This window comes from Verrucosispora sp. SN26_14.1 (assembly GCF_004307965.1).
GTDB lineage: Bacteria > Actinomycetota > Actinomycetes > Mycobacteriales > Micromonosporaceae > Micromonospora.
In genome coordinates this window covers 1-2,400 of the sequence record NZ_SISL01000665.1, presented here as the reverse complement: position 1 = coordinate 2,400, position 2,400 = coordinate 1, and the positions used below count along the sequence as shown (strand labels likewise).

Below are 2,400 nucleotides of genomic sequence, written 5' to 3'. Positions count from 1 at the left end.
GGGCGCGGGTGCCGCCCTGCGCTTCGGCTCCGCCTTGGCCGCCGTCCGCTTCGCCTTCGCCTCCGAGCCGGTCGACTCGGCCGGTCGCCGCTGCGTGGGCACCTGCACCGGTACGTCGAACAGCGTCTCCTGCCCGCTCGATGCCGCACCGGCACCCAGCTCGGCCGGGTCGAAGAGGGTGATGACGCCGTACTCGCCGTCGTAACCGGGCACCCGACGGACCTCGTCGCGGCGCAGTCGGCCGATGCCCTCCGCGAGCAGTTCACCGCCGACCCGCCCGATGTCGTCCAACGGGGTACGGGTCAGGATGTCCAGCTCGGCGCCGAGCGCGGCGACCAGGTCGGTGAGCTTGCCCTCGACCTTCTTGGAGCGCGGGCCCACCTTGTTGATCTCGCCGAGGATCTCGGCGAGCTGGATCAGGTGGGTCACCTCGGGCGCGTGCTCCGGCCGGTACCCCTCGGGCCGGTCGGCCAGGTCCTCGACCCGGCTCAGGACACCCACCGTCAGCGGCTTGCCGCACTCCGGGCAGCGTCCGCCGGCCGCCCTGGTCCGCTCCGGTGCCCAGTTCACCCCGCACAGGCGGTGGCCGTCCGCGTGGTACTTGCCCTCCTCGGGGAAGAACTCGATCGTGCCGGCCAGCCCGTCGCCGGTCCGCAACGCCTCCCGGATGCCGAAGTAGTCCCGTTCCGAGGCGAAGACGGTCGCCTCCCGGGCCAACGCGGGCGGCGAGTGGGCGTCCGAGTTGGAGACCAGCCGGTAGGCGTCCAGGCTGCCGACCCGCCAGTTCATCGCCGGGTCCGAGGAGAGCCCGGTCTCCACCGCGAAGATGTGCTCGGCCAGGTCGGCGTAGCAGTCGGCGATCGCGTCGAAGCCGGACTTCGAGCCCAGCGCGGAGAACCACGGCGTCCAGATGTGCGCCGGTACGAGATAGCCGTCCGGGCTCGCCTCCAGCGTGATCTCCAGCAGGTCGCGGGAGTCCAGGCCGAGGATCGGGCGGCCGTCCGACCCGAGGTTGCCGATCCGGCCCAACGCGGTGTTGAACCGGCCCACCGCGTCCAGGTCCGGCAGGTAGATCAGGTGGTGGACCTTGCGGGTCCGGTCGTCCCGCTTGTAGATCGTCGAGATCTCGACGCTGAGCATGAACCGGACCGGGTCGCTCTCGGCGTGACTGGACAGCCGGGGTGGCAACCTGCGGGCGATGTCCCGCTCGGCCTCGTCGGACAATCGGTATAAACCGGGCTCGGCGGGACGCAGGGTCTCGCGCAGGTGGTCATACCAGGCGGGGTGGGTGAAATCACCGGTGCCGAGCACCGCGATGCCCTTACGTTTCGCCCACCAGCCGAGGTTCGGCAGGGTCAGGTCACGGCTGCAGGCCCGCGAATATTTCGAGTGGATGTGCAGATCCGCGACGAAGGGCGGGCGGCCACCGGGGGGTACGGCGCTGAACGGAGGCACGCCGCATCCTGCCACGACCGGCCACGCCCGTGCGCGCCGCCACGCTCGGGCGTGAGGTTCGCTATGCCGAACGCAGTTCCACGAGAGTGACCTGAGGCTCCGCGCCCACCCGCACCGGCGGGCCCCAGAAGCCGGCCCCGTTGGTCACGTAGACCTTGGTCCCGTCCACCTCGCCCAGGCCGGAGACCACCGGCTGCTCCAGCTTGACCAGCAGGTTGAACGGCACGATCTGACCGCCGTGGGTGTGACCGGAGAGTTGCAGGTCGACGCCGTACTTCGCGGCCTCCATCGCGGCCACCGGCTGGTGGGCGAGGAGCACCACCGGTCGGGACGGATCCCGGTCGGCGAGGGTGGCCGCGTAGTCGGGCGGTGCGGAGACGCCGGTGCCCACGGCGCTGACGTCGTTGACACCGGCCAGGTCGAGCACGCCACCCCGGGCGGCGATCTCCAACCGCTGGTTCTGCAGGACCCGCAACCCGAGCCGGTCGACCTCGGCCACCCACTCCTCGACGCCCGAGTAGTACTCGTGGTTGCCGGTGACGAAGTAGCTGCCGTGCCGGGCCCGCAGGTCGCGCAGCGGAGCCGCGTCCTCGCCCAACTCGGCCACCGTGCCGTCGACCAGGTCACCGACCACGGCCACGATGTCGGCGTCCAGGCGGTTGATCGCGGCGACGATGCGCTCGGTGTGCGCCCGACCGGTCAGCGGCCCGATGTGGATGTCGGAGACGGTGGCGATGCGCAGGCCGTCCATGCTGCGCGGCAACTTCGCCAGCGGAATCTGCACCCGGTCCAGTCGGGGCGGACCCATCGCGGTCCGCACCCCGTACCCGACCAGGCCGGTGGCGGTGAGCCCGGCGAAGATCGCGGCGCCACGGGCGAGCAGCAACCGGCGGGACGGGTCGTGGTCCGGGCCGACCGCGCCGACGACCGGCCGGTCTGTCGCCC

The 2,400-nt window shown here is 71.8% G+C and carries 2 protein-coding genes; both read right to left on the bottom strand.

Annotation, left to right across the window (positions count from 1 at the left end):
* Window positions 1-1,455: endonuclease Q family protein (locus EYA84_RS30610; protein WP_236146054.1), on the bottom strand; the 1,455-nt coding region annotated here is incomplete at its 3' end.
* Window positions 1,456-1,516: 61 nt separating this feature from the next.
* The coding region (locus EYA84_RS30605) for a metallophosphoesterase (protein WP_131057692.1) at window positions 1,517-2,400 on the bottom strand (884 nt) is incomplete at its 5' end.